The sequence below is a fragment of the Vibrio sp. E14 genome, from assembly GCF_020515785.1.
Taxonomy (GTDB): domain Bacteria; phylum Pseudomonadota; class Gammaproteobacteria; order Enterobacterales; family Vibrionaceae; genus Vibrio; species Vibrio diabolicus.
Window position 1 is genome coordinate 1026370 of sequence record NZ_JAHPJI010000001.1, and the last position, 25432, is coordinate 1051801.

At 43.0% G+C, this 25432-nt stretch carries 20 protein-coding genes and 2 tRNA genes; 8 read left to right on the top strand and 14 right to left on the bottom strand.

What is annotated here, in order from left to right:
- The first annotated feature begins 160 nt into the window (after nt 1-160).
- Together LIX84_RS04405 and LIX84_RS04410 are read left to right on the top strand one after the other, a co-directional pair.
- Complete coding sequence (locus LIX84_RS04405; RefSeq protein WP_134645708.1) at nt 161-892, top strand: AzlC family ABC transporter permease; 732 nt, start codon at nt 161-163, stop codon at nt 890-892.
- On the top strand, nt 889-1197 hold the full coding sequence (locus LIX84_RS04410) for an AzlD family protein (protein WP_005396412.1): 309 nt from the start codon (nt 889-891) through the stop codon (nt 1195-1197). Before LIX84_RS04405 ends, LIX84_RS04410 begins: the two co-directional genes overlap by 4 nt.
- Nucleotides 1198-1337: 140 nt before the next feature.
- Here the strand turns inward: LIX84_RS04410 and dld are convergent, their stop codons facing one another.
- The 6 genes from dld to LIX84_RS04440 form a co-directional block, all read right to left on the bottom strand.
- Nucleotides 1338-3044, bottom strand: coding sequence for a D-lactate dehydrogenase (dld, locus tag LIX84_RS04415; protein WP_046875379.1), 1707 nt, complete (start codon nt 3042-3044; stop codon nt 1338-1340).
- A 384-nt stretch (nt 3045-3428) separates the two neighbouring features.
- The gene (locus LIX84_RS04420) at nt 3429-4331 is read right to left on the bottom strand and encodes a LysR family transcriptional regulator (RefSeq protein WP_104970754.1); all 903 of its coding nucleotides are present in this window, start codon (nt 4329-4331) and stop codon (nt 3429-3431) included.
- Nucleotides 4332-4570: 239 nt separating this feature from the next.
- Nucleotides 4571-4646 (bottom strand) — tRNA-Gly (locus LIX84_RS04425).
- A 37-nt stretch (nt 4647-4683) separates the two neighbouring features.
- Nucleotides 4684-4757 (bottom strand) — tRNA-Cys (locus tag LIX84_RS04430).
- A gap of 206 nt (nt 4758-4963) precedes the next feature.
- Nucleotides 4964-6418 carry an ATPase RavA stimulator ViaA gene (viaA, locus tag LIX84_RS04435; protein WP_012842207.1) on the bottom strand — a complete coding sequence of 485 codons (1455 nt, stop codon included), beginning with the start codon at nt 6416-6418 and terminating at the stop codon, nt 4964-4966.
- Nucleotides 6419-6427: 9 nt separating this feature from the next.
- Nucleotides 6428-8089 (bottom strand): ATPase RavA domain-containing protein, encoded by a 1662-nt coding sequence (locus LIX84_RS04440; RefSeq protein ID WP_005396405.1) that lies wholly within the window; start codon nt 8087-8089, stop codon nt 6428-6430.
- A gap of 269 nt (nt 8090-8358) precedes the next feature.
- On the opposite strand from LIX84_RS04440, the gene LIX84_RS04445 reads away from it, so the two are divergent.
- The 5 genes from LIX84_RS04445 to LIX84_RS04465 all read left to right on the top strand — a co-directional run bounded on the left by LIX84_RS04445 (nt 8359) and on the right by LIX84_RS04465 (nt 13142).
- Nucleotides 8359-8874 carry an NUDIX hydrolase gene (locus LIX84_RS04445; RefSeq protein ID WP_226420739.1) on the top strand — a complete coding sequence of 172 codons (516 nt, stop codon included), beginning with the start codon at nt 8359-8361 and terminating at the stop codon, nt 8872-8874.
- Nucleotides 8875-8896: 22 nt separating this feature from the next.
- The gene (ltaE, locus tag LIX84_RS04450; RefSeq protein ID WP_226420740.1) at nt 8897-9901 is read left to right on the top strand and encodes a low-specificity L-threonine aldolase; all 1005 of its coding nucleotides are present in this window, start codon (nt 8897-8899) and stop codon (nt 9899-9901) included.
- Nucleotides 9902-9980: 79 nt separating this feature from the next.
- Nucleotides 9981-10301 (top strand): c-type cytochrome, encoded by a 321-nt coding sequence (locus LIX84_RS04455; protein ID WP_226420741.1) that lies wholly within the window; start codon nt 9981-9983, stop codon nt 10299-10301.
- Between the two features lie 203 nt (nt 10302-10504).
- The gene (gene yfcC, locus LIX84_RS04460) at nt 10505-12037 is read left to right on the top strand and encodes a putative basic amino acid antiporter YfcC (RefSeq protein WP_161445603.1); all 1533 of its coding nucleotides are present in this window, start codon (nt 10505-10507) and stop codon (nt 12035-12037) included.
- Between the two features lie 109 nt (nt 12038-12146).
- The gene (locus tag LIX84_RS04465) at nt 12147-13142 is read left to right on the top strand and encodes a succinylglutamate desuccinylase/aspartoacylase family protein (protein WP_226420742.1); all 996 of its coding nucleotides are present in this window, start codon (nt 12147-12149) and stop codon (nt 13140-13142) included.
- Between the two features lie 199 nt (nt 13143-13341).
- Here the strand turns inward: LIX84_RS04465 and LIX84_RS04470 are convergent, their stop codons facing one another.
- Complete coding sequence (locus tag LIX84_RS04470; protein WP_226420743.1) at nt 13342-13875, bottom strand: lipocalin family protein; 534 nt, start codon at nt 13873-13875, stop codon at nt 13342-13344.
- 314 nt (nt 13876-14189) lie between these two features.
- Here LIX84_RS04470 and LIX84_RS04475 point away from each other — a divergent pair, with 314 nt between their 5' ends.
- Nucleotides 14190-14570 (top strand): cystatin family protein, encoded by a 381-nt coding sequence (locus LIX84_RS04475; RefSeq protein WP_226420744.1) that lies wholly within the window; start codon nt 14190-14192, stop codon nt 14568-14570.
- Between the two features lie 56 nt (nt 14571-14626).
- Here LIX84_RS04475 and LIX84_RS04480 read toward each other — a convergent pair whose 3' ends face one another.
- The 7 genes from LIX84_RS04480 to tssH form a co-directional block, all read right to left on the bottom strand.
- Entirely contained in the window at nt 14627-17683 is a 3057-nt protein-coding gene (locus tag LIX84_RS04480) for an AAA family ATPase (RefSeq protein WP_226420745.1), read from the bottom strand.
- A gap of 9 nt (nt 17684-17692) precedes the next feature.
- The gene (locus LIX84_RS04485; protein ID WP_012842192.1) at nt 17693-18826 is read right to left on the bottom strand and encodes an exonuclease SbcCD subunit D; all 1134 of its coding nucleotides are present in this window, start codon (nt 18824-18826) and stop codon (nt 17693-17695) included.
- 323 nt (nt 18827-19149) lie between these two features.
- Nucleotides 19150-19989, bottom strand: a complete 840-nt coding sequence (locus LIX84_RS04490) for an NAD/NADP transhydrogenase subunit beta (RefSeq protein ID WP_167427554.1) — start codon at nt 19987-19989, stop codon at nt 19150-19152.
- On the bottom strand, nt 19990-20280 hold the full coding sequence (locus LIX84_RS04495) for a PAAR domain-containing protein (RefSeq protein WP_005375969.1): 291 nt from the start codon (nt 20278-20280) through the stop codon (nt 19990-19992). It abuts the gene before it with no gap.
- An 11-nt stretch (nt 20281-20291) separates the two neighbouring features.
- The gene (gene tssI, locus LIX84_RS04500; RefSeq protein WP_074189668.1) at nt 20292-22127 is read right to left on the bottom strand and encodes a type VI secretion system tip protein TssI/VgrG; all 1836 of its coding nucleotides are present in this window, start codon (nt 22125-22127) and stop codon (nt 20292-20294) included.
- 48 nt (nt 22128-22175) lie between these two features.
- The gene (locus LIX84_RS04505) at nt 22176-22655 is read right to left on the bottom strand and encodes an Hcp family type VI secretion system effector (protein ID WP_005375967.1); all 480 of its coding nucleotides are present in this window, start codon (nt 22653-22655) and stop codon (nt 22176-22178) included.
- A 208-nt stretch (nt 22656-22863) separates the two neighbouring features.
- A complete protein-coding gene (gene tssH / locus LIX84_RS04510) occupies nt 22864-25431 on the bottom strand; it encodes a type VI secretion system ATPase TssH (protein WP_226420746.1) in 2568 nt (855 codons plus the stop codon).
- Between the last annotated feature and the right edge of the window lies 1 nt (nt 25432).

Genomic DNA, 25432 nt, shown 5'->3' on the forward strand with positions numbered 1-25432 from the left:
TCTAAACCCTTCATCTTAAAATCGTTCAGGTATACTTGTTTTTTATATAGCACTTAGTGTTTGAAAGCCCTTTCAATTGATGTTAAACATGAAGTTTACAAAAGAATAACAAACGCATTTATAAGGCACTGCCCTTTTTGCCTGCTGGCTAGGTATCTCTATGACAGAAAATACTCAACATCTTCAGCGTTCCTCATCAGAGCTGCACGAATTTACTCGGGTCGACGTGTGGAACGGTTTCACCCAACTTTTACCTCTGTCCATGTTTGTGGTCATATTTGGCCTCGCATTCGGTGTTGCCGCCGTACAAACTGGACTAGATGTATTTCCCACTATGTTGATGAGCACACTGGTCTTCGCCGGTGCTTCACAATTTGCCACGCTAGAAATGTGGGGAGCAGAAGTACCTCTGATTCCAGTACTTATTACTGTATTTGCTATTAATGCTCGTCACCTCTTGATGGGCGCTACGCTTTATCCATGGTTACGACAACTCCCACCGACAAAACGTTACGGTGTAATGCTAGTGGCATCAGACGCGAACTGGGCAATGGCACTCAATGCATTTGGTAGAAAAGAACCAGGTTTTGGTTTGCTTGTTGGTGGCGGCTTAGCAATGTGGTCGTTTTGGATTGTTGGCACCTGGGTCGGCATTTATTTTGGTAGCGCAATCAAAGACCCGGTGGGCCTCGGGCTCGATATGGTTATGGGATGCTTCCTGCTGTCTATGGTGGTGGCAGGGCCGAAAGACTTAAGAATCTTTGCGATTTGGGCCACAGCAGCAGCCTCTTCTATGTTGGCGTATTGGTATTTACCAGAGAATAGCCACGTAGTGGTTGGCGCCATTACTGGTGGAGTCTTAGGTGCTTGTTGGAAGGAGAAAAAAGCATGAACATCGAAACGAGCGTAGGTGGAACACTGCTTATCATCATCGCTATGGCGTTAGTCACGCTCATAACCCGCTGGGGCGGAGTATATGTCATGTCATTCATTCCAATTAGCGAACGGGTTCAACGTTTCATTACTGCGATGTCAGGTTCCGTATTGGTTGCCCTTTTAGCCCCACTAGCGGTTGAGGGTGATTACGGTGCTAGAGCAGCACTTTTTTCTACTGCTGTCGTCATGTTCATCGTGAAAAAGCCTCTGCCCGCAATTGCAGCTGGCATCATCGCAGCCGCCGCGGTACGCGCTATTTAACCGTTGTTTCGACGTCAATACCAGTCATCAATAAAAAGCCCCAAAACACGAAGCCCTGATGTCACGAGTGTCATCAGGGCTTATCTTATGCTCATTATTTTAACGATGATCAACGATATTAATCACGGTGAGATAGCAAATTACGCACAGCAGTTACAATTGCGCTTGTATTTGTCCATTTTGCCAATACCAGGGTTAAAGGTGTTGGTTGGATCTAGCTCGTGGTAAAACTTCTGCAGCGAATTTTCAGCTTCGTACAAGTGACCCACATTATGTTCTGCTGGGTATTTAGCACCACGGCTATTGAGGTGTTCTAGCATCAGCTTTTTCATCAACTTCGTGTCGGTCCCTTTTTTGAAAATGTAATCTTGATGGAATACATAACACATAAAGTGACCATAATAGAGCGCTTGAACAAGGTTCTTACTCACCTCTTCCGGTAAAGTTTCTAGCCACTCTTCATCATTACGTCGCAAAGCGATATCAAGTGCAACGATGTCTTCTACGTCTTTTCGGTGAATCGTCTCGTAACGAATTGCTGCACCTGCTGCTGCAAAGCGATGTAAATAAGCTTTTTTACCCTCTTCCGGCGTACACTCGAAGAAATCACAGTCATCTTCAACAGCCCAAACTTCATTGAGGTATTTTTGCGCCTCAGCAATACCACTATCACTCATTTTTAATACCAGGTGATGCTCATACTTGTCGCGGAAATCCAGCATTCGTTCTGGTAAATGTTGTGGGAACAACTTACTCGCGTAGTACAAAATGGTGTCTGGCAGGTATTTACTAACAAACGGGACGCGCTCTAAGACATTTTCTACTTTAGCTTTAAGTGCAAACATTTTTGGCAGCTTATCTGTGCCTAGCAAGTCGATGGATAAAAAGACGTCTTTGCCGTACTTCTCTGCCATGTTGAAGATATCTCGATGCAAGTATTCTCCCATCTCAGGCAAGTTCTCAAACGTAGATAAGAAATCTTTTCGCAGCTTCGTCAGTTTCGCAGGATCATTGGTGCCAAGGTAAAAAACCTGCTCTTTTTCGGGTACTGGGTAGCTATCAACTCGAACGGCGAAAACACCCAATTTACCAGCGCAGCCACTGGCTTCAAATAAACGACGTTCATCGGCATTAAAGCGAGAAGGAATGTCAGAAGTCACGTCTCGAACACGTTCATCGTATTCTTTGTCTGATGCCATTCGCTCGTCATGAATGATCTTAGCTGGGTCAAAGTTTCCTTCTTGCAGGTTTGTCAGAATTTCTTCTGGCGTTTCACCTAAACCTTCAATACCAAGGTGATTAACCAGGTGTAACTGGCCTTGCTTATCGACCTGCGCATAAATCGCCAACTCCGTGTAAGCAGGACCACGCTTGACTAACGCACCGCCTGAGTTATTGGCGATACCCCCAACCACAGTGGCACCTAATGATGAAGAACCGATGATAGAGTGCGGCGCTCGGTTCACCGCCTTCAATTCTTTTTCCAATGAGTGCAAACTTGCACCAGGCAAGCATACTGCCTGCTTACCGCCATCTAATAAGTGAATCTTCTTGATTTTGGTAATATTGATCACGACCACATCACGGTCATAATCATTACCACTTGGAGCTGAGCCTTCTGTTAAACCTGTTTTGGCAGCCTGCATAATAATAATGCAGTTTGCTTCAACGCACTGTTTAATGATCTTCCATTGTTCTACAAGAGTATTAGGAAACACGATAGCAAGCGCAGTGCCACTACCTGAGCGAAAACCCGAACGGTAGTATTTTGTTTTAACCTCGTCGGTTAGGACATTTTCTTCCCCAACGATAGTTTTAAATTCGTCAATCAGCTGCTTTTGTTTCATATCCGTATCTCTAGTTATTGTACTTCGCTCACATCACCGTTTAGTGACGGTAATGGGCGTTTGAGCCACTATAAGCAGTCCATTTCTCGGCGTCTATGTCAGGCAGGCGAGCAATACTTAACCAACAGACAACAAACAAAATAATTCTTTTATTTTTCTGTCACTTATCTTTCACATTCGGAAAATTTAACGCAAGAAACAGACCGTTTCTTAAAAGAAACAATAGCAAAACCATTTGTTAACAGTTGTGCGCAGCATCTTGTTATCAATATTAGTGATAAAACAAGGAGAAGGCTTAAGCTTCTAAATTTATAAGAATTATTAGAAATGAAGATGGAAACAATAACTCAACACCAACATAACGATTGGTGTTGAGTTATTGTCTTAAAATCGATGATTTTGACTTTGAAAGCTGGTGTATAGATGATCAATGAAGATCTTAATTTTTTCTGGCTGTTGACGAGTGTAAGGATACACTGCATAAATACCCAAACATTTGGCGGTTTCGTCTTTGAACAATTGAATCAGGCGGCCTTGCTTTAAGTCTTCATAAACCAAGACACGTGGCACATAGATGATTCCCTGCCCCAACAGTGCGACGTTTCTCAATACCGAAGAGTTGTTGGTACAGAGGTTACCGTCGACTGTAATTTGATACACCTCGTCTCCGTCTTTAAACGCCCACTCACGCGCCCCGGTTTCTTGGTAGGAATAAACCAAACAATTGTGCTTATCCAAGGCTTGAGGTTGCTTAGGAATGCCATGTTTAGCAAGGTATTGAGGTGACGCACAAACAATCCAATTCGCATCCACCAGCTTTCTTGCAATCAGACTAGAATCTGGCAACACACCCGTTCTAATTGCCAGATCAAAACGTTCATTCACGATATCGACGAAACGATTATCTAGATCCATATCGATATTGATGTCAGGATATTTCTGATTAAACTCATTGATCACTTGAGGAAGAATTAACTCACCAGAGATAGTGGGTACAGAAACTTTAATGTTTCCAGATAAATTCTTACCTAACCCCACAATGGATTCTTCTGCCGTTGCCACCGCTTGATAAACGGCTTTTGCATGAGTAAAGAACGCTCGCCCTGCCTCCGTCAACGTTAACGTTCGCGTTGTTCGGTAAAGAAGCTGTACACCAAGCTCTTGCTCAAGCTTCGCGATGCGTTTACTGACAACCGATTTGGTCAATGACATGTGTCTTGCTGCAGCGCTAAATGAGCCTTGCTCGATCAGGTGATAGAAAATGATGTAATCGTCGGTATTTCTCATGCGTCTTCGTCAAATCCTTTGGAGACCGACATTTTAAACTGATATTGGTCAATCTGCGAAATATCGGGTCACACTTAACAGCATAACTGGTGACAGAAACAAGTGTTATACCCACAGTTCAAGAAATTGGGATGGCGTAAATTTATCAATATTCAGATACAAAAAAACCAGCTTTCGCTGGTTTTAAGTTGATGCATTTGGCATCGAGATACCGCAATTGCCATATCTTAATAATAATTTGGAGCGACACACGAGGTTCGAACTCGTGACCTCAACCTTGGCAAGGTTGCGCTCTACCAACTGAGCTAGTGTCGCATTGATTCTCGAAAGCCATTCACTCTCAAAAGAATAATGGAGGCGCCTCCCGGAGTCGAACCGAGGTCCACGGATTTGCAATCCGCTGCATAGCCACTCTGCCAAGGCGCCTTTTTTACTTCGCTTCAGGGCTCTTCCCCGTTGCGTTGGTGACTACTTTACGGATTGAGAGAAGATAGTCAAACAAAAGTCTTTCATTTTCTGTTTGTTTGATTTCTTTTAAGCCAATTAGACCAAAGTTCGATCTTATCGGCTTAAAACGAAGCAATATAAATCTAGCTTTCTGTACGTTTTACTCAATAGAATTTCAATTTCACTTAATAATTACCGACCCGTTTAAGCAACCTGCCCACAACATTAGGATGATAAGACCACGTGTGATCAAACATCGACATCAATGCTGGGTTTCCGTATTTAGATAGGCTGATCGCGTGAAAACGGTTTTTCTTCGCTTTAAGCGCATCCACTTTGGCAAGCAACTCGTCTTGTTGTTTTGGCGCGATAAAGTCGGAAATGACCACCATATCGGCATTTTTGTACTTATCACCGCTCATCAAGTCGATAGATTTGATCAAAGTTGGCTCTAAGTCTGTACCACCATGGAAGCTATAAGTTAAAAAGTCCGCCGCCTCGCGCAGACCATCTTGTTTGGTTAGCTCGTACGTAATGTGTTCCGTCGAAAAAATAATGACATAGCAGTCACGTTGCTCCGCTAATGCGATTTGCATCAGAGCATAAGCCATGGCTTTGGCGCATTGCTCAGGAAACCCGCTCATGGAGCCGGACGCGTCCACACACACAATAAACGGTCCTTTTTCGATATCTACCGCTTTGTTGTCAGGTCGGTGAGCTTTAACTTTACGTAACGTGCGCGATTTGCCTTGTGTACGGTAGTTCATAAGTCGTTTATCGACTAAGTGTTTATAGAACACGACCTCGAGTTCAGGATACGCCAAAAACATCGTTTCGTTGGGAAGTAGCTTATTTAAATCATCGCTTTCGTGAATGCCGACAATATCATCTGTCGCTTCATCACTCTTCTCTTCGATCATTTGTAGCTCTTCAGTAGGCGCGCGGTTAAGTTCGGGATCATTCACTTGCCCCGCCATACGGCCAAGTTGCTCGGCTATTTCTTGCAAGCCTTGGTGCTTCTTCAGAAACTCCGCATGGCGTTTCATCACTGTTAAGTCAGTTTTGCTCAACTTGGCAGATGCCATATCCCATAAGCGCCCTACACTTTCAGCATCACCCGACTCCGTGACCTTATCCATATTACGCATGGTCTCCATACGCTGATACAGGTCATTCAGCACTTTCTCTTTATTGGCCTCAAGCTCGCTTACTTGCGCTTGCTTAATCGCATCGGCTAGGCTTTGGTACCATTGATCACAGAAGTAATGTGGGAACATGGGATTATTCATCCCCTTGTTCTTCTCCATCATTCGGCGAGCCTGCATATAAAAAGCGGAGTGCCACTCAAGCTTTTTAATCACATCTTCGATGTTTTCGAAAAACGCCTCTTCATCCCAGTGAATGACCTCTTGATATAAAGACAGCTCTTGTTGGAAACGCTCTGTCTCACATACCTTGGTAATCCGTTTTTTAACACTGCCTCGCCACTTTAATAAGTGGCCTTTGACTGAAGATTTAACGCCTCGGTTTTCCGCCATCATCATGACTTGTGAACGCGCCATTAAATCATTAACTGCGCTATCGATGATGCCAGAGTCGGCTACCATCAGCGCGAGGTTAAGTCCGTCTGCACCTAGCATGTCGTCTCCTTATGAGAAAAACTGATGTAAGTTTTTAAAGCGTTGAATAACTTTCTCGCTTTCAGCTTGGATAGACTCAAGTCTCTGACTGACCTGCTGCAGACTCGACTCCATTAGGCGTGGTAGTTCAGGATCAACAAAGCTATGCGGAAGCGCATCATGGAAATTCGCTTTTACCTTGCGCATATGGTGCTCTGCTTCACTGAGTTGATTTACGGCTTTTTCACTCTGCGTTAACCACTTTTGGTAAAGCTCTACATCCAAGCCCTCTTGAGTCACTAAGCTCACCAGAATGCCTCGGTTTGCGATATCACGGATAACTAGGTTATTTGCGGCATCAACATCAAATCGTAAACGACACATGTTGGTGTTTTGATTGACGTAGCCATACACATCACCGTGTCCCTCTTTGATGACTCGGTCTAGTTCATCTTTTGGCACGTAAACCCAGCGGCTATCGCCTTTCTCTGACTCTGAAACCGACATGTTGCTTTGCAAAATAACCAGTTTAACTAAGTTAACGGCTGCGCCAACTTTGTAGGTCTTAGCTTTAGAGGTATCAAAACGCATGGTTTCTTTGCGCAGAATACCCGTTGCCGCTTCAGACGTTAACGTCATGCGGTAGGCATCTTCAAGCTCATGCTGAACATCGACCAAAGACTCGCGACAGTATTCAATTTCCTGTTCGGCGTCTTGTTGGTCAAATGCATGTTTTAGGGCGAACTCTTGGACCACTTCGCGTACCACGTCTCGCGATTCAGGGCTGTTCCATAAACAATCTTGCAGCAACAGTAGATCAAGTGGGTTGATTTCATCGCGTCCATTAAAAAACGCGCTCGCTTTTAGCAATTTCACGGCTTTCTTCCAGCGGCGGTCAGACACATACATGTCGGTATTAGCGACATCGCCAAACTGAGCTTCGACTTTGCTTTCTAACATCGTTTTAAGCTGGAAAAGCTTCTCGAATGCATTATCGGTTAACGTCAGCTTGTCGAGCTGCTGTTGCCATTGATGATATTCTTCATCTGTTATTGCTAGCCCTTCTGGCACTTGTGCCTCTTGTGACGTGCCTACCGTCAACATCGACTTAAAGTTTTGTTTATTCTGAATTCGATTCACAAACACGCGCACCAACATGCGGTCATAGAGTGCATCCAAACCGCTGTCTTCATCTGGCAGTTCATTGGACGCCGATACCAACAAACGCATTGGCACACGCTCAATATCGCTGCCATTTTTGAACGTTTTCTCATTGACCACTGTCAGCAATGTATTCAGAATGGCGGGGCCCGCCTTCCAGATTTCATCTAAAAATACGACTTGTGCGGTTGGCAAATACCCTTTAGTTAAGCGAACATAACGACCGTTATCTTTGAGTTCTTGAATACTCAGTGGCCCAAAAACTTCTTCAGGTGTTGAGAATCGAGTCATCAGGTATTCAAAGTAACTGCTATTATCGAACGCTTGGATAAGTCGCTTGGCAATTAAGCTTTTTGCAATGCCAGGTGGGCCTAAAAGAAAAACACTTTCACCAGCAAGTGCCGCAAGGAGGCAGAGCTTGATGGTATGTTCGCGTTCATAAACGCCATCCGTTAACGCTTTAGCCAACTTGTTGATGCGTTCTGAGAGAAGCGCTTTTTCGGCATTTGAGGCAAATAAGGTTTGTGTCATACGTTCTCCGGCTGCTGAACTGGTATTGCGTTAACATTTTTATACACTTGTTATAACTTTGTTACAAATGTATTTTGTTGAATTCCCCTTATAGCAGATGCTTACCCCCTTCTTTAGCCAGCAATCAAAGTTTCCATTTATGAGACATTGCTCACTTAAAGTACAAACGCTTTCGTCGTGTTGCAGTATTTTTTGCTTTTGTTTCCCACCATTTGTGGTTAATGTCGAAAAACGTCAAAAATGCGGTAACAGCTAGGGTTTATAACTGCATGAGCAAGATAATTCATAAATGGAAGCAAATTTCTCTGATTGAAGAAGACGTTATGCTTCCTACAGGACAGACAATTACGCACACCACAATCCATCATCCGGGTGCTGCGGTGATTCTCCCTATTACAGCGGAGGGTGAGATTGTCCTTGTCCACCAATTTCGTCCTTCACTTAATAAATGGCTTCTGGAGCTCCCTGCTGGTACAAGAGAAGGCAATGAAGACCCTCTCTGCTGCGCGAAAAGAGAGCTAGAGGAAGAAACGGGCTATAGTGCAGAAAAATTCACTTCTCTCGGCCAAGTCACTCCCCTTGCCGGATTTTGTGATGAGATACAGTACCTATTTGTTGCTGAGAAGCTCAGCCAAACCAACCGTTACGAATGTGATGAAGATGAAGTGATTGAGGTTGTTACCTTGTCACTCCAACAACTCGAAGACAAGATTATTGATGGCACAATTACCGATGCCAAAACGATCGCTTGTTTAAGCAAAGCGCGCCTTTGCGGATATATTTAGGACTTTGACCAAGGAGACATTCATGGATTTTCGATCAGATACCGTTACACAGCCTACCCAAGCCATGCGAGAGGCCATGTTTAAGGCCCCCGTTGGGGATGATGTTTATGGTGATGACCCTACGGTCAATGAGCTTGAGGAGTTTGCCGCAAAGCTTGCAGGATTCGAAGCGGCTTTGTTTACCACTTCAGGCACGCAAGCCAATCTGCTCGGCTTAATGGCGCATTGTGAACGCGGAGATGAATATCTGTGTGGGCAGCAAGCACATAACTACAAGTACGAAGCTGGCGGCGCAGCAGTACTTGGGTCAATTCAACCTCAACCAGTCGAAAATAACCCAGATGGCACACTCCCATTTGATAAACTGGCAGCGGCGATTAAGCCAGATGATTGTCACTTTGCTCGTACCAAGCTGCTCAGCTTAGAAAACACGATTAATGGTAAAGTGCTGCCTCTGTCTTACTTAGCAGAAGCTCGTGACTTCGTGAATAAGAACAATTTGAAGATCCATCTCGACGGCGCAAGAGTATTCAATGCAGCGGTTGCTTTAGATGTTCCGGTAAAAGAAATCGGTCAGTATTTTGATTCAATGACGATTTGTCTGTCGAAAGGTTTGGCTGCCCCTGTTGGTTCGTTACTGCTTGGTAGCAAAGAGTACATCGCAAAAGCACGTCGCTTAAGAAAGATGGTCGGCGGTGGTATGCGTCAAGCGGGTATTCTTGCCGCAGCAGGCAAACTCGCACTTACCGAACAAGTGGAACAGCTAAAACAAGATCATATCAACGCAAAAAATTTAGCAGAAGGTTTAGCAGAACTGCCTGGTTTTTCAGTCAACCCTGAATTTGTTCAAACGAATATCGTATTCGCGAAGCTTGATCCTCAAGTGGATATAGTAAATATCGCTGCGAAACTAAAGGAACAAAATATCACGATAACACCTGGAAACCCCATTCGTTTCGTGACTCATAAAGACATTTCAGCGCAAGATATCGACAATTTCTTATCAAGCATTAAATCTCTGCTTTAGTTTGATTTTGATCATTGAGCTTCCCCTAAGGGGAAGCTTTATTGTATCGATATGACTTTTTAGCGAATAGACAATCTTCATGTTCAGATTTGTACTTCTAACCTCTCTTATTTTCTCTTCCGCTAGCCATGCCGTGCCTTTTGGTGATGCTGATAAAGGTAAAATCAAATCCCCTAGCTGCGTCTATTGTCATGGTGCCACAGGCATCGCAGGAAATAATGCCTACCCAAATCTTGCAGGTCAAAATGCTCAGTATCTATACGATGCGATGAAGTCTTACCAAGCAGGCGAACGTAAAGGGCCGCTTGCCGAAATGATGGGCGCACAGTTAAGAATGTTAAATGATGAGGATCTTCGTGATGTCGCTGCATTTTATGCAGAACAGACGCAAGACAAATGATTTGTTTATCTCGGCTCACAACAAGAGCTTGTGAGCCCCCGAACCGAGCCAAAACATTTAACCAAACTTTGCTTGTAAAACAATCACAATGACTTCACTTCAAATATTTGATGAATTTATAGTTCAATATTTCCATTAATATTGACTTTTTATTCTGGTTTATTGATATTTCATGCTTCATTGAATTTAACGTGAAGTAAGTTATGTCTCACACACATGCGCAACCAGCAGACTCGGTTGCTACACCCAAATCATGGCAGATGCCAGATACCCTCATTTTGATCTTCATTGTTGGTATTCTCGCTGCGATTCTTACCTACTTAATTCCTGCTGGCCATTTTGACAGTCAGCAAGTGACTTATATGGTCGATGGTGCAGAAAAAACTCGCACAGTTATCGATCCATCTTCTTTCTCTTATGCAACCGACGAAAACGGTGAATTGGTTTACAACAAGGTTGGCCTGTTTGCTTCTGGTGGTGGCATTGGCCTCATGAACTTCCCTTTCGAAGGGCTAGTTTCAGGCTCTAAATGGGGCAGCGCGATCGGCGTGATTATGTTCATGTTGGTTATCGGTGGTGCTTTCGGCGTTGTAATGCGAACAGGCACCATCGACAACGGTATCTTGCGCCTTATCGATAAGACCAAAGGAAACGAAGCGCTATTCATTCCAGTGCTATTTTTGCTGTTCTCTCTGGGCGGTGCGGTATTTGGTATGGGTGAAGAAGCCGTAGCATTTGCGATTATTATCGCTCCGCTTATGGTTCGCCTTGGTTATGATGGTATCACTACGGTAATGGTTACCTATGTTGCGACTCAAATTGGTTTCGCAACATCTTGGATGAACCCTTTCTCTGTTGCTATTGCACAAGGTATTGCGGGAGTACCTGTTTTATCCGGCATGACAGTGCGCATGGGGTTATGGGCTGGCTTTACGTTAATCGGTATCGCCTTCACCATGATCTACGCCGCTCGCGTGAAGTCAAACCCAGAACTTTCTTACAGTCACCGCACAGACAAATACTTCCGTCAGCAAGAGCTTGGCAATCAAGATTCTCGTTGGAATATCGGCGATACACTCGTCATTCTTACGGTCATCGCGACCACAGTATGGGTTGTTTGGGGCGTGGTCGCTAACGCATGGTACATCCCAGAAATCGCTTCTCAATTTTTCACTATGGGCTTTGTTGTCGCGATCATCGGTACGATTTTTCGCTTAAACGGTATGACGCTCAACTGCGCAGCCGATGCGTTTAAGGAGGGGGCGGCTATTATGCTTGCTCCTGCTCTATTGGTTGGTTGTGCGAAAGGTGTGTTACTTATCCTAGGTGGCGGTACGACTGATGAAGCGAGTGTACTGAATTCTATTCTGAACAGTGCTGGCGGCGTGATCAGTGGGCTTCCTGACGTAGCTGCGGCATGGTTAATGTATGTATTCCAATCTATCTTCAACTTCTTCGTTACTTCCGGATCTGGACAAGCGGCACTGACGATGCCTTTATTAGCACCATTGGCGGATATTGCAGGTGTCACGCGCCAAGTTGCCGTTTTGTCATTCCAACTTGGAGATGGCTTTACCAACGTTATCGTCCCTACTTCAGCATCCTTGATGGCAACGCTTGGTGTTTGCCGCATCGACTGGGGTGATTGGGCAAAATTCTGCTGGCGATTTATCCTATTACTCTTTACCCTGTCGAGTGTCGTCGTTATCGCAGCTCATATGATGGGGTTTGCGTAAAACGAAATCAATTGGCACTAAGGCGAGACACGTTCTCGCCTTATTAATACTCTTCGTATGGCGACGTTAAGGTTTTAGATTGGCTTATGGTTTTGGAGTGGTAACTTTAATGGCAACACAACTTCTCGATGACATGATTCAAGGTCATCAAGTGATTCAATCTCTCAATGTAGCAGACCTAGGTCCGGGTGAGCATAAGTTTTGGTTCCGCATCGCGACCAACGCGATCTCTCAGTGGCAACATCTTCCTGTTTTGGTATTCAAAGGTGAAAAACCTGGCAAGAAAATCATGATCACCGCAGGGGTTCATGGTGATGAATATAATGGTGTGTTAGCAGCGCAGAAGACCGCTAGAGAACTCATTGGCACTGAAGTCGCTGGTACTGTCACTATTATTCCAACCATTAACATGCCAGGTATGCTAAACCACAGCCGCGATTTCTATTCCGCAGACCCGGATGCGTCTCCTGCAAACTTAAACCGCTTTTTCCCTGGTGACCAAAACGGCAATGAGGCACAACGCTACTTATATGCATTGTGGAATGATCTGCTCAAACCAAATGCTGATTTAGCCATTGACCTTCACACTCAAACCAGTGGTGCGGCCTATCCACTATACGTGTTTGCAGACTTCCGAATTGAGCAATCATTAGAAATGGCTCGTCTCATTAATCCTGATGCGATTTTAAATGATCCCGGAGATGCTGGCGTCCTTGAAACAGTTTGGAATAACCATGGTGTCCCAAGCATTACGGTTGAAGTGGGTATGGGGCGCTACACAGAGCAAAAACTCATTAGTCGAACCGTATCAGGCATTTTTAATGTGTTGAAGCAGCATAACGTCGTAGAAGGTGAGATAGAGCCTATCACTTCATGCTTGGAAGGAAACGAGATCGTCAGTGTGAAAGCGACACATGGCGGCTTTGTACTACCTCATGTTGGTTTGATGGATTTTGTCGAGCAAGGCCAAATGGTTGCTATTCAATACGACAGCTTTGGCACTGAAGTTGAGCGCTACACTGCCCCAACAAGTGGTACAGTGCTCAGCCACAATGTGGAATCTATTCGGGCGCCTGGCTCTCTGATCGTTCGTTTGATTAAGTAAACCATAACCGTTTGTCGATAGATCTACCTTTCGACGCTCACTCAAATTTATATAAGCCCCATCACGAGTAATCACAAATGATGGGGCTATATTTTTTGACTACATGAGGTTACAAGGTAACAAAAACATTCCAAGCAAAACTCAAAACCGCTAGACAGAAACTTCGCTTCTGTTGATTTTAGAAGTCACATTGATGAACTTAAAACTGTCGTCCACTCTCTTGACCAACGAGAATTAGCTCATCTAACGCGAAACCTTTCTCTTTAGCAACCTGCTTAAAACGCTCCAGGATTTTCTCATCAACGTTGGGTGTTCTAGACAATAGCCACAAGTAGTCGTGGTTGTAACCGGAGACAAACGCATAGTCATAGTTTTCACCTAGCTCAAACACAATGTAAGAAGAATAGATTGGCCCAAAAAAGGAGACTTTTAAGTACCCAACCGTTTCGTCTTCAACAAAATAAGCTTTACCTTCAGCTTCGGACCACTGTTGCTCTTCTTCTGAATATCCGCGGTTTGTCACCTTAACCCCACCATCCTTGCGAAGCCGATACTCGGCCGTAACGTTGGATAGACCACGCTCAAACGAATGATCGAGCCGTGCGATTTCGTACCACTTGCCTAGATAAGGCTCTAAATCAAAATTGTTAACTGGCTCCACCCCATCAGGTTTAGAGGTACAGCCAAATAAAGTAACAAGTGATAAAAGTAATAATGTTTTTAGCGATTTCATACAACACCTAAATTTGATTTAGTGATTGATTTTACTGTAGAAGGTAGCAAATCGATCACTAAGTCGCACCACTGTCCCAAAGGTACGTAGCTACACATCACAGTTCTTCATTATCAATAGTATGCTGAACACCAAAACCTCGTTATGTCAGCAATTCCCTAACAATATTGTTCTATGTTTTACTTACAAGTTGGGCATACTTGTATATTTTGTCAGCATTTAACCGTATGCATATAGAAACTTTGCACAATATAGACATACGCTGTCATATCCCCCTCCTATAATACGTCGCGATATAGACAGAGGTTATTGTTATGAAATTAAAAACAGTGTTAGTTTGTGCACTTTTGGTATTGCTTGCAGGTTGCCAGCAGGAAAACCCAAGCCAAGCGACACAATTAACAACCTCGGCAGATGTATGTAATACACAAGGAAACATGCCAGGTGGGTGGAATGAGTTTAATGCTACCCCTGATGCACAAAAGGCAATGGCTTTTGTTTTGAAAAGAATGGACACAATAGCGTCGTTCAAACAAATACTGAACGTTCACGCGCAAATCGTTAGCGGCGTCAACTATGCCATTGAGTTTGAATTGGATGATGGCTCTATTTGGAATACAGTTGTTTATCGCAACCTAGATGGTGAGTATGCGATTATCCAGTCGCCAAAAGAAGGCCACTTTTGCGAACAGTAGCGATTAAGTAAGAAAGCCCCTAGATAGGGGCTTTGGGTTTTGTGATAGCAACTGAATTAGACAGCGAAGCTACATTGAGATTTGACCGATACTGTCGAACCGACTTTTGATGGTTCAACATCAATCCTCTGCGCCATTTGTTCTTTTAACTCAGAAACGTGAGAAATAACACCGATCATGCGTCCAGTCTGTTGTAAATCCACTAGCGTTTGAATCGCGAGATCCAAAGATTCTGGGTCTAAACTACCGAACCCCTCATCAATGAATAAAGTGTCTAAACGGATACCACCACTATAGGATTGCACAACATCCGACAAGCCAAGCGCCAAAGCGAGCGCTGCCATAAACGATTCACCACCGGAAAGTGTCGCAACATCACGTGTTTTTCCTGTGTAGCCATCTTCAACCATTAAGTCTAAGCCGCGACCCGCAGCGCCTTTGAAGCCCTCTGTTTTTCGAGCAAGAATATAGCGCCCTTTACTCATGAGGCTTAAACGTTGAGAGGCCTGAATCAACACATCATCCAACAGTACACCAAGAACAAAGCGATGCAGGCTAACCCTGCTGCCTGTTTTACCGCTGGCAACGTCGTATAACGTACCAAACACTTTGTACTCTTCTTCTAACTTGCTATTTTTCTCATGCAGCGTAGCAATATCTTTACGAACCTTTTCAATTCGCTCAAAGGTTGAGCGTGTGGTATCGAGTTGATTCCTTACTTCAACATATTGAGCCTGCAGAGTGGTTAAGCTGTCGTTAAGCGAATCCAAGTCCGGTCTTTCAAGCGCTTTCAATGCATGGTTTAAATCATGTAGTGTTTGTTCAAGCTTGGTTTGTGTCTGTTTGAAGTTGTCTATTTCTTTCTGCCACGCTTGAAGCTCATCATCTGTCACTCTGCTATTTAGATAACTGCTTTCATCCTCAAATTTACTCGCCTGTAATGCCTCGTTCCACGCTAATTCTGCTTGGCTAAGCTTTTGTTCTGACTCAGATAGCCACTGCTTGTTCGTCACTAACTGACTTTCAGCATTCGATTGCGCTAATACCGCTTGCTGCAAAGCGTTTTGCGCCTTTTCTAAACCTGTATTCAAGGTCAGAATTTGCTCTTTTGTGAGCGAAATGTCACGCTCAAGCGCATCAACGGAACTGTATTTCGGATCAATGGAAGCTTGTAATTGAGTCAATTGTTCTTGGTTTGCTTGAACGGTTGATTCATTTGCCGCCATTTGATTCTGCAACTCATGAATTTTATTTTCACCCACTAAGCAGCGTTGATTAAGCTGTTCAACGTTCTTTTCTAGCTTTTCAATATCAATAGATTGTAGACGTAGAAGTTGATCATTAAGCGCCTGCAACTCAGTTTGAACCGTCGAGATCTCAGATGCTGCATGCTCACCAAGCTCTTCTTTCAACTGGTTACATTGATTCTGATACTGACTAATGACAACGTTATGTTGTTCTAGCTGATTACTTAGCTGGCTCAGTGAGGTTTGAGCTTCTCTTTCTTTCACTCTGGCAGCCTGAACTTGCTCTTTTGTAACGACTTCTTCAACAAACGTTGCAGGGTTAGGATGCGCTTGGCTGCCACATACCGGACATGCTTCACCTGCCTTTAGTCGCTGCGCTAATACTGCCGCTTGAGCATTGTGCCACTTGAGCTCTATGGTATCAGCGGCGTGTTGACACTGCATATAGCGCTGACTAGCTTCCTGTAATGACTGCTGCTTGCTTACGGTTAACGCCGTGAGTTTAGAGAGCTCCAAAGTAAGACCATGCAGCTTTTGTAGATCCTGTAGTAGTCGTTGTTTTTGTTTTATTTCCGCATCGATGCTTCCAACAAGCGCAACATCTACTCGGGCTTGCTCTAGATCTTTCTGGCCCTGTTGCGCCTGAAACGCTAACTTGTCTTTCAGCTCTATGTACTGTTTTAACGTTGCTTCAAATTGTTGTTTTTGTTGATGACCAGCCGTTATTTTTCTTTCCAAGTTAGCTTTTTCAACCAACTTGTCTTTCATGCTTTCAAGTTGATACTGCAGTTGCGTTAACTGTGGGACTTTTGCCGCGGCTTCTTTTGCACTTTGCTGCAAGTTTTCTTTTTCTTTCGTAACAGCATTGGCTGTATCAAGACTCTCTTTCAAGGCAACTATTTTTTGTCTGAGCTCTTGAGTTTGAGTTTTTGCATTTTGTAATGAGACGTAGGGTAATTCTATCTTATTGGCATTTTTAGCATTTTCTAATTGCTGTTGACGAACTTTTATCGAGTCTGAGTGTTCTAGATGCAGCTTGAGTGCGTTTTCTGCTTGCTCTCGTTTCGAAAACTCTCCATTAATAGTTTCCGCTTTTTGCAATTCAGATTTAGCAACATTTAGCTTATCTAACGAAGCTTGTTCTTTCTTTCTATCGACCTCTAGCTGCTCAGTTGCTTGTTCAAGCTGGTGTAATAATTCCTGCTCTGAACTCACTCCTGCAACTTGTAAAGCGCCTCGAATTTGATTATCAAATTCATCTTTCGCTTTACTGATTGCGCTCGCTTTATCTTTGAGCGCGTACTCAATTTTTTTATATATGTCCGTTTGAAAGAGCTGACCAAAAATTTCTTCGCGCTCTTTAGAACTAGCAAGCAACAGCTCCCGGAATTTTCCTTGAGGCAATACCATTACTTGGCGAAATTGCGTTTCATTCAAACCAATAATATTGCTCACTTCTGTTTTAACTTGAGTCGTCTTGCTAGTGATGAGCTTTTCGGTCTCGCCGAGTTCATAAAGAGCCGCAGTGTGCTTTTTTACCGTCATCCCTTCACCACGCGCTTTGGGCGCTTCCTGCTCTGGAGATCGCACAACTCGGTATTGTTTGCCATGTAACGAAAATTCTAGAACGACTTCGGTTGGTAAGTCTTGCGCCGATAAGTCACATCGCATCTGGATGCCTTGCCGCTCATTACCGGTAGTTTCACCGTAAAGGGCAAAGCAAATGGCATCTAAGATCGACGTTTTACCTGAGCCTGTAGGACCATTAATCAAAAACAGAGGGTTACGGCCAAGCTTTTCAAAGTCAATGACTTCGGTTTTTGCAAACGGACCAAAGGCTTGCATGGTAAGTTTAATTGGTTTCATCTTTGGTCCCTATTGCTGTGATAATTGCTTAATAATGTCAGTAACGGCTTGTTCTTGCTCTTGGGATAATTGACTATCTTGTGCCTCAATAAAAAAGTCTCGGAACATATCAATTTCGCTTCGGGCCAACTTTGCTTGCGCCATTTCCTGCTCTACCCCAATTAACATACCCGGTTTCTCAAGATGTAAAACGTTTGGATACACCGAACGAAGCTTTTCCATTGGATTTAAAATCGCATGTTTATCCATCAAACGAACTAACAAATAATCTTCATTTTTAGGGTCAGTCTTGCCCTGCTCTATGACTTTATCTAGCTCTCCCTCAACAATGCGCATTTCATGAGGGGCAATTAGCTCAATATGTTTAGCAGAGACAAATCCTTTCTTGTCTAGTTCGACTAACGTGAAGCCTTTCTTCTGGTTCTGTTCACCAAAACTATACTTCATAAGTGAACCAGAATAACGGATATGCTCTGCGCCTTTCTTTTGAGGCTGATGTAAATGACCAAGTGCGACGTAGTCGAAATCTAAGAAATGCTCATGACTTACGCGATCAGAGCCACCAATAGATAGTGGTCGTTCAGAGTCAGACTCAATAGCACCATCAACAAAACAGTGGCTAACGAGAACACGCCTTTGCTCTGAAATGAAATGCTCTCTTATTTGCTCTACAAGCAGTTGATGTGCCTCATCATGAGTTGATACCGAGGTTTTGTAGGCAAATCTGACCTGTTCAGGGTCGTTATAAGGCATGCCATAAAACGCTACCTCACCCGCAGAGTCCGTTTTTATGATGATGGGAGTTAGCATATCTTCAAAGTTACTAACAATATGAAGGCCTGCATTTTTCATTTGCTCTGAGCCAAAACCTAATCGTTCTGCACCATCATGGTTGCCAGATATCAATATCATCGGTGTTTTCAGTTCAGTACAAATACGCTTCACGACTCGATTTAGCAGTTCTATTGCAACCGTTGGTGGCACCGAACGGTCATAAATATCTCCCGCCACTACAACGGCATCGACGGGGTTGTGTTCAATATAGTTAATCAGTTGTTCGAGTACTGCTTGTTGATCTTCGAGTAGTGATACATTGTGGAATTGTCGACCAAGATGCCAATCTGAGGTGTGGATAAACTTCATTCGAATTCACTTTCCGCCAAATCTTTAAGCAAGGTTTGCTCCTGCAAGAATCCGAATTTCAGCCGTGTAAACATCAGAGTATTACGTGACTGGCTGAATCTGGCACAAACCAAAGCTCAATTTATTTAATTTGGGTTAGGATATCTTGAGTCGAACAGCTTTTCATGTAGTTTATGTTCTATGGTTCACTATTTCACCGGAAAGCGAGAAGAACGTTGTATAAACACCTTTTAAGCAACATTAAGTGATGGTCTAGAGTAAACAAACCGTCACATTTAAACCATTAAAAGCCAACGTTTAGAAGGGACAAACTAGCTCAAGAACTACTCGTTATGCCAATTGTATAGAACTCCCACCGTATAACCATCTGGCTCGATATCGGCTTGCAAAACGTGGAAGTCTGAGTTGAGGCTGCTTCTTTGATGCTCCTCAATCATTAACACTTTTAAAACACCTCCGCATGCGCCCAGCCCTCCTAGTTTAACATCAATAAATTGATACTGAGTTTGATCGGTCACCCAGGGAGACAAGAGTTGCATAGCATTTAACCATCGAGGCTCATCTCCATCAATGGATAAATGCAACTCACTAAGTGAGTGATCACACCCTACTCCAAGTTGTTTGAACACTTTATCGACAGCAATGCTTTGTTGTTTGGTATCTAAATCAATTCGAACATCATCAGTAACAAGGCCGGACTGTTGAAAAAAGCACTTCGTCAAAATGATCGAGTTTTGAGATTTGGCATGCTCTTCTGCATCGCGAGCAATTTCTATAGCCAGTATCCAAGTTGCTTGTGTTTCGTTAACTTCACGGTTTATCCGATTTAGCGCCATCAAGAACGCCGCTTGACCATAAGGATAAAAATAAATTTCTCTATTGGCAGAGTTACCAAGGATAAGAGAAAACTCGTTTATCAATGCCTTAAGCAAGCTTTTATCTACCGAAGACGGTAAAAGAACACAGATATTCCCTTTGATATCACTTTGCTCCAATATCTCGCGCTTAGAGCGCACAAGATTTAATATCTGCTCATACAGTGATTGATCAGGATAGGATCTTGGTGTTTCTGCGGGCAATCTAAAACATTCGTTAGCTATATCACGAACAGTGTATGGCCTACCATTAATGGCAAGAAGATGAGTTTGAAATGCGAGTGGCATCTAGCCTCCGATTAAAACCGTAGGCATGCCAGACAGAATTTTACCACCATGAGACGTTGAATCCCCGACCCTTGCCGCTGGCTTACCGTTGATTGTAACGCTAGAAGAGCCTGCTGAGATGCTATCCGGAGGACCTATACAGATAAGCTTATCTCCCTGCCTAGCCGCTGGAATGCCGCCAATTGTCACGTTTGGCGAGCCAACTACGACGGGGCCACCTACATGAGGAATTTTTCCTGTTTTTTTAGGACAAAGATGAAAGCTGCCCAATATTGCGGCTGGTTTACCCACTTTAAATCACCTTAGTTCAATGAAATTTGCCCAGCTTTAAGAGCGATAGCAGAGCCGTTAATAGATATTTTATTGCCTTTGATGTTGATTTCTCCGGAACTAGACATCTGAATCGAAGCGCCACCGACTTTGATCTCGATACTCTTTCCTGCATTAAAAGACAGCACTTCACCCGTTTCATTAGAAAAGTTTTTACCTACTTTCAAGGTCGCATTCTTGCCAATCTCTTGATTGACATCATTCGTCACTTTTTCGGTTTTACTGTTTTCAACGGCAATATCAACACAGTCTTCAACTAGCATTTGGAAAAGTTTTTCGGCATGAAGATAGATGTGTTCTTCACCGGGTTTGTCATCAAAGCGCAACTCATTAAAATTAGATGTGCCTTTTTGTACAGAACGCGATTTATAACCACTTTGAGAGCTTTGCTCTGGTAACGTGTAGGGAGGGAGTTGACTACCATTGTACAGTGACCCCGTAACAATTGGCTGGTCAGGATCGCCATTGACAAACTCGACGATGACCTCTTGTCCTACTCTAGGATGAAACACCGAGCCCCATCCGTTACCCGCGATATTTTGCGCAACACGAATCCAACATGAGCTGTTTACATCGTATTTACCAACACGATCCCAGTGAAACTGAACTTTAATACGACCGTGTTTGTCTATGTAAATTTCGCCATCTTTGTTTCCCGTTACCACTGCGGTTTGCAAACCTTTCATCTGAGGTTTCGGATAGTTCACTGAAGGGCGAAGGATTGTTTTTGAGTCAACACAACTAAATGATACTTTAACACCTTGCGCAGCAGTGCCACCTTGACCAGTCTGATTATAAACAGCCGCAGATAAAAAAACGGAGGACAGTACGTATTCTTTGCCGACTCGAGACTTATCTTCATGCTTTTTAAACTTAAAGCACTTTCCCACACTGAACGTTCGACACGTTGCCTCGCCACGGCACAGATATGCGTTTTGCTGTAGTGCTTCTATAGCGTGCGTGTTTCTAAGTGCGTATTGGTCATCACTTTCCGTTTCACCCATGTATTCAAAATACTCGCTTTCAGGCACGGTAAAAAAATCACTTTCACCCTTGGCAGTATTTTTAGGATTAGACGAAGGCTTAAGCATGTTATAGCCAGACTTTTGGCTTGCTTTAGTCGTCAAAACTTGGGTTTCATGCCAAGAAGAAATATGGCTAGACTTAGCCGTACCTGTATCAAAATCGACTAAAAACTCTGTACCCGGCTTATAGAAACTGATGTCGTCAAAAATCTTAAGCGTGTGGACAGACTTAGTGTGTGTGAAACAGAACGATAGCCCTTCTTCTGACAATAAGCGTCGGACAAATTCAAGGTCTGACTCTTCATATTGCACTTTGTATGTGTATTTAGGGTACGACTTAGTTAACTCAAAACTAAAGGCGACACTATGCTCCGAGAGTACTTCGGAGATAATTTCTTTTATATCTTTATGCTGAAATATTCTGCAATTTTTTCTATAATCGGCGAAACGTAATTTAGGCTCTATTAATAACTCTATATTTTTATAATTCTCACCATTATGAGCATTAGAAACTCGTTGCCCTTCCAATCTTGCAGCAGATACATAACCATGTATATAACGAGGTTTTGAAGAAACATCCTCACTATTTTCAAGGGTAATTGTTACTTCTTTACCAATTATTTCGTTTAACTCACTTCGTTGATCATTAAAGTAAGCTTTAGCACGCAATGAAAAAAGTTCTGAGATCTCTTCTCTATACTCAAATGAGTTTAGTATGATGGCATCTTTTCCGAATGGAGAGGAAATTCGGATGAAATTGTTATCTTGAGTTGCTCTTTTCATTAAATACTTCTTTCAAAAAATGCGGGGGAATATTCCCCCGCATAAAAATTACATTTGTTGACCTTTAACACCGCTGTAGCCGTATACCAATGGCGCAGAAGTGTTGTTTTTATCGTCAGTAGGAGTCACTGTCATCATCATTTCAGTGTAAGAAATAGTGATGGTTTCAACTGGACGATCATCCTGGATAGAAACTGAGTAGTTAGAAATCATCGCATCAGTCAGTTCGATCTTCATGATTTCTTCAACTTTCTCACCCTGCTTAGTAATATGGAAAACCGCAGGTTTACCTTTACCAATTGTCGCTTCTTTAAATAAGTCAGGAGAAGAACGGTCTTGAAGTTTAGTGATAGTCAAATCATATAGACGAGTAGCGCTCGCTTCACGGTCCATCGCTGTACCAGTGTATGATGAGATCTCACGACCTACACTCCAATCTACAGATAGTAGTGTAATCAAATCTTTATATTGCTCGGCAGTTGCCTCACCCTTAATATCTGCGTATTTAAGATACGTATTAGACTGCATGCTAATCTCCTATAGCATTATTAATTGACATATATCGTAGTAATTTAATTATCTGACGTTTGATGATAATTAGTGATTAATGTATCAAAAACTTCATTTTAAATACGCCCTGTTATATCTTTAAATAAGACTTAATTTAAGCGTTTTTTATAAAAAATAATAGTTAATATGAACCAACTCCCAATTATTATTGAGAGTGTAAAGGATGTTAAACTATTGAGACATCAAGTCCACTAGTTGTACCTTTAACAATAATTTCATCAAACGTCTTATCATTAAGAATTGCATGCAATATTTCATGAGAAATCTTAGGAAGTAATGTGTTTTCTATGGTTGTCTGTACCACACGTGCACCGCTCCCCGACTCATTACTATTGTCTACAATATCATTAATTAGTTCTTCATCAAAAAGTAGGTCAGCGCCGTAATTTTTACGAATGCGATTCGTAACTTTGGCTAATTTTAATTTTGTTATTTCTATCAATACTTCTCTTGATAGAGGCAAATAAGGTAATACATTAACACGTCCTAAAAATGCAGGTTTAAAGTCAACCAACAAATCGTCACGCAAAGCATCTTTTAGTGCTGAAGGTTCTGGAGATAAATCAGGATCAGAATACAAAGACATCGTCGTTTCGGTCCCTGTATTCGCGGTCATAATAATAATAGTGTTTTTAAAATCTATATCGCGACCTTCACCATCTTTAATTGAGCCTTTATCGAATACCTGATAAAAAATATCTTGAACTCCAGGGTGTGCTTTTTCCATTTCATCCAAGAGAATCACACTATAAGGTTTGCGTCTGACGGCTTCAGTAAGTACACCACCTTCGCCATACCCAACATAACCTGGAGGCGAGCCTAATAATAAGGAAACTTTGTGCTCTTCTTTAAACTCGGACATATTGATAGTTGTGACATTCTCTTCACTGCCGTACACTTTCTCTGCAATAGCTAAAGCAGATTCAGTTTTACCCACTCCACTTGGTCCCGTGAGAAGAAATACACCATTTGGTCGTGTCTCATCCGTGAGCTGTGCACTGGCAGTTTTTATCACTTCAGACATGACTTCCAAAGCGTGATCCTGTCCGACAACTCGTTTACACAAACTCTCTTTCAAACTCAGTACAGCTTGGATTTCATCATCCTGAAGTTTGCCCAGTGGTATCCCGGTCCAATCTGAAATTACTTCTGCAATAAGCGCTTCATTGACATGCGAAAATACTAATGGCTGCGAGTTAGCGGAGAGGCTACTTTCGAGCTCTTGTAACTTGTCCCTAGCAGTCTCAGAACCCTCCTTGATTATTTGAGCTCTAAGTGACTTAGCTTCACTTACCCACTCTTTTTCTTTCTCCCACAGCATCTCTAGTTCAACTATTTCAATAGATAGAACATCAATCTCTTTTCTGATATCTTGCAACTGCATATCAAGAGGTGCTCCTAGCTGACTTTCTTGGCTTAGGTGCTCATACTCAGCTTGCTTAGCTTTTAGTTTATTCCTTTTCGCATCTAGACCTCCCGGTGTAGACGATTGACTTAACGCGACTCGCGAGCAGGCTGTGTCTAAAACAGACACAGCCTTATCTGGCAGTTGTCGGCCATTAATGTATCGAGCTGAGAGTTGAACGGCAGCATTGAGGGCCTGGCTAGTGATGTGGACGTCATGGTGTTGTGCCATTACGTCAAGTAAACCACGTAACATCTCGATCGCTAGCTCCGGCGCTGGCTCGTCGACCTTCACTACTTGAAAGCGTCTGGTAAGAGCCGCGTCTTTTTCAAAATACTTTTTATATTCTGCCCAAGTTGTTGCTGCGATCGTTCTGAGTTCACCTCTCGCTAACGCTGGCTTTAGAATATTCGCTGCATCACCTTGTCCTGCTTGTCCCCCACCACCAATCAGACCATGTGCTTCATCGATAAACAAAATAATGGGTTGTGGTGCGTCGTTAACTTCTTTCACAAGGTTTTTAAGTCTGTTTTCAAACTCACCTTTCATGCCAGCACCAGCTTGCAATAACGCCAGATCCAAAGACTTAATCGCTACATTTTGTAGAGCAGGAGGTACATCGCCATCAATAATCTTTTGCGCCAAGCCTTCAACAACGGCTGTTTTTCCAACGCCAGCTTCACCAGTTAGAATCGGGTTGTTTTGTCGACGTCTTAATAAGATGTCGATCATTAAACGGATTTCATTGTCTCTACCAATAACCGGATCTATCTTACCTTCCCTAGCCTGCTCAGTAAGATCTGTTGTAAATTGATTCAGCGCAGAATTCGCGTTTGATTTCCCTAGGTCATTCGAACCTGGTTGACGCGTATTACTTTCTTTAAAGTTCAATAACCGAGATGGTTCTATCTTGTTTAGCTCAGGGCTAATCGAACCAGCCATGTTGACTAACGTATTATCGGACAAGTAGGCAAATAAAAGATGAATGCAATCCAACTGCTCCTGATTGAATTCAATCGTTGCCGATAGCAAAGCATTTTGCATCACAGTCACTGTGTGAGCTGAAAGACCTGGGACCGATTGACATCCCGTTTTGTATTTTTCAAGTGTCTTTTGAAGATCAGTTTCAACCTTGATTTTATCGACATCAAATTCGTCGAAAACTTCTGAATAAATATCGGCAGGATGTTGAATAATCGTCATTAACCAGTGAGACATTTCAATACTGTGATGGGTTCGAGAGCTTGCCATCGCAGCTGCTTGTTCAAGTGTTTCCTTAGCCTGAGGAGACAATCTTTCGACCAACGCTGAAAGTGAGAGTGAAGCCATT

Coding starts and splice junctions, on each gene's coding strand:
- viaA (WP_012842207.1), bottom strand. CDS start 6,418: ATGCTAGGTGCAGACGGACTTAACCTCGCGCTGATGGTAGCCGACTCT.
- LIX84_RS04475 (WP_226420744.1), top strand. CDS start 14,190: ATGAAATTAAAAACAGTGTTAGTTTGTGCACTTTTGGTATTGCTTGCA.
- dld (WP_046875379.1), bottom strand. CDS start 3,044: ATGAAACAAAAGCAGCTGATTGACGAATTTAAAACTATCGTTGGGGAA.
- LIX84_RS04490 (WP_167427554.1), bottom strand. CDS start 19,989: ATGCCACTCGCATTTCAAACTCATCTTCTTGCCATTAATGGTAGGCCA.
- LIX84_RS04420 (WP_104970754.1), bottom strand. CDS start 4,331: ATGAGAAATACCGACGATTACATCATTTTCTATCACCTGATCGAGCAA.
- LIX84_RS04445 (WP_226420739.1), top strand. CDS start 8,359: ATGAGCAAGATAATTCATAAATGGAAGCAAATTTCTCTGATTGAAGAA.
- LIX84_RS04455 (WP_226420741.1), top strand. CDS start 9,981: ATGTTCAGATTTGTACTTCTAACCTCTCTTATTTTCTCTTCCGCTAGC.
- LIX84_RS04470 (WP_226420743.1), bottom strand. CDS start 13,875: ATGAAATCGCTAAAAACATTATTACTTTTATCACTTGTTACTTTATTT.
- tssI (WP_074189668.1), bottom strand. CDS start 22,127: ATGAAAAGAGCAACTCAAGATAACAATTTCATCCGAATTTCCTCTCCA.
- tssH (WP_226420746.1), bottom strand. CDS start 25,431: ATGGCTTCACTCTCACTTTCAGCGTTGGTCGAAAGATTGTCTCCTCAG.
- LIX84_RS04480 (WP_226420745.1), bottom strand. CDS start 17,683: ATGAAACCAATTAAACTTACCATGCAAGCCTTTGGTCCGTTTGCAAAA.
- LIX84_RS04405 (WP_134645708.1), top strand. CDS start 161: ATGACAGAAAATACTCAACATCTTCAGCGTTCCTCATCAGAGCTGCAC.
- LIX84_RS04440 (WP_005396405.1), bottom strand. CDS start 8,089: ATGACACAAACCTTATTTGCCTCAAATGCCGAAAAAGCGCTTCTCTCA.
- LIX84_RS04485 (WP_012842192.1), bottom strand. CDS start 18,826: ATGAAGTTTATCCACACCTCAGATTGGCATCTTGGTCGACAATTCCAC.
- LIX84_RS04465 (WP_226420742.1), top strand. CDS start 12,147: ATGGCAACACAACTTCTCGATGACATGATTCAAGGTCATCAAGTGATT.
- LIX84_RS04505 (WP_005375967.1), bottom strand. CDS start 22,655: ATGCAGTCTAATACGTATCTTAAATACGCAGATATTAAGGGTGAGGCA.
- LIX84_RS04410 (WP_005396412.1), top strand. CDS start 889: ATGAACATCGAAACGAGCGTAGGTGGAACACTGCTTATCATCATCGCT.
- yfcC (WP_161445603.1), top strand. CDS start 10,505: ATGTCTCACACACATGCGCAACCAGCAGACTCGGTTGCTACACCCAAA.
- ltaE (WP_226420740.1), top strand. CDS start 8,897: ATGGATTTTCGATCAGATACCGTTACACAGCCTACCCAAGCCATGCGA.